We start from the raw sequence: 1,726 nt of genomic DNA, 5'->3' as shown, positions 1-1,726 counted from the left end.
GTGCAGACCAAGTCGATGTCGATCTTCGCGCGCGAGAACCTGTTCGAGTTCGACAAGTTCGCCTATGGCTCGGCCGCCTCGACGCTGCTTTTCCTGATCGTCGGCCTGCTCACCATCGCCTATATCCGGATCGGCCGGCTGCGTTTCGAGGGAGGGCGCTGAGGTGAAGATGCTGAAGCGCGCCGCCTTCTATCTGCTGCTTGCGGCGATCGTCTTCGTCGCGGTGTTTCCGTTCTATTACGCCATCGTCACCAGCCTGAAATCGGGGACCGAATTGTTCCAGGCGGGCCTCTGGCCGCGATCGTTCAGCCTCGCCAACTACCGCAACGTGCTGACCGAAGGTCCCTTCCTGCGCAATCTCGTCAATTCGCTCGTCGTCTCCGGCGCGGTCGTGGCGGTCTCGCTGCTCATCGGCATCACCGCGGCCTATGCGCTGGCGCGCATCCGCTTCCGCGGGCGCTCGGCGCTGATGCTCGCGATCCTGTCGGTCTCGATGTTTCCGCAGGTGGCCGCGCTTGCCGGGCTGTTCGAGATCATCCGGGCGCTGCATCTCTACAATTCGCTCCTGGCGCTCATCCTGTCCTACATGATCTTCACGCTGCCGTTCACGGTGTGGGTGCTCACCACTTTCGTGCGCGACCTGCCGGTCGAGATCGAGGAGGCGGCGATCCTCGACGGCGCCGGACCGTGGCTCATCGTCACGCGCATCTTCCTGCCGCTGATGTGGCCGGCTTTAGCCACAACCGGGCTGCTCGCCTTCATCAGCGCCTGGAACGAGTTCCTGTTCGCGCTCACCTTCACCTCCACCAACACGCAGCGCACCGTGCCGGTGGCGATCGCGCTTCTGTCGGGCAACTCGCAGTTCGAGATCCCCTGGGGCAACATCATGGCCGCCTCGGTGATCGTCACCGTGCCGCTGGTGGTGCTGGTGCTGATCTTCCAGCGCAGGATCGTTTCCGGTTTGACCGCCGGCGGGGTGAAGGGCTGACGCGGTGGTGGTTCAGATATCCGGCGCGTTGCCGACCTTCTTCTTCATGTCGAGCGCCCAGGCGCGGCCTTCATCGCCGCCCCACAGCAGCCAGGCGATGTAGCCGGCCGAGGGATTGTCCTCATTGCCGTAATTCTTCCCGCGTTTGTCGACCTCGTGGCGGGCGAAATAGCTGACCATGCGCCGGATGGTCGAGGGCGACAGGTTACTGCGGTTCTTGAGCTCGGTGGCGCGGGCGACGCCGATCTCGGTGCCGCCACGGCCGAACTCGCCGCGCAACCTCAAACCCTTGGCGGCATTGTCGGCAACGATCTGCGGGCAGCGCAGGTCGATTTCGTCGCTGTCGGTCATTTTTCTCCCCCGTTTCCCGGACGGTTTTAGCCAATGGAAAGAATGCGGAAAAGCCGTGCGGGTTCCCTGGCGAAAAATGTCGGAACCGGTCCGGGCGGCCCGTCCTTGGGCTGTAGAGCAACCCGCGCCGGGACGCCGGCGCGAAGGCCAAGGAGACGATCATGATCACCTTTCCGAATGAATCCGCCAACTACCGCACGGCCCGCGAGAAACTGCTGAAGAAGGAAATCGAGCTGCGCCGCGCCATGGAGGCGGTCGCCGAAGCGAGGCGCGCCTTGCCGCCGGGCGGGCTGGTGCCGCAGCATTATGTGTTCGACGCCCTGGGCGACCAGAACCAGCCGGCGAAGGTCAAGCTGTCGGACCTCTTCGCGCCGGGCAAGGATACGC

3 protein-coding genes and 1 pseudogene are annotated in these 1,726 nt (G+C 64.3%); 3 read left to right on the top strand and 1 reads right to left on the bottom strand.

Going from position 1 to position 1,726, the window contains the following annotated elements; genetic code table 11:
• Both EOD07_RS38865 and EOD07_RS33455 read left to right on the top strand, forming a co-directional pair.
• Positions 1-162, top strand: a pseudogene (locus EOD07_RS38865) (sugar ABC transporter permease); the annotation flags it as partial.
• A gap of 7 nt (positions 163-169) precedes the next feature.
• Positions 170-988, top strand: coding sequence for a carbohydrate ABC transporter permease (locus EOD07_RS33455; protein ID WP_041010224.1), 819 nt, complete (start codon positions 170-172; stop codon positions 986-988).
• A gap of 12 nt (positions 989-1,000) precedes the next feature.
• Here the strand turns inward: EOD07_RS33455 and EOD07_RS33450 are convergent, their stop codons facing one another.
• A complete protein-coding gene (locus EOD07_RS33450; protein WP_127238262.1) occupies positions 1,001-1,339 on the bottom strand; it encodes a hypothetical protein in 339 nt (112 codons plus the stop codon).
• Between the two features lie 161 nt (positions 1,340-1,500).
• On the opposite strand from EOD07_RS33450, the gene EOD07_RS33445 reads away from it, so the two are divergent.
• The coding region (locus tag EOD07_RS33445) for a DUF899 family protein (RefSeq protein WP_127238261.1) at positions 1,501-1,726 on the top strand (226 nt) is incomplete at its 3' end.

It is taken from the genome of Mesorhizobium sp. M2C.T.Ca.TU.002.02.1.1, assembly GCF_003997225.1.
Note: the sequence above shows the minus strand (reverse complement) of the source record. Positions and strands in the feature narration are given on the sequence as shown.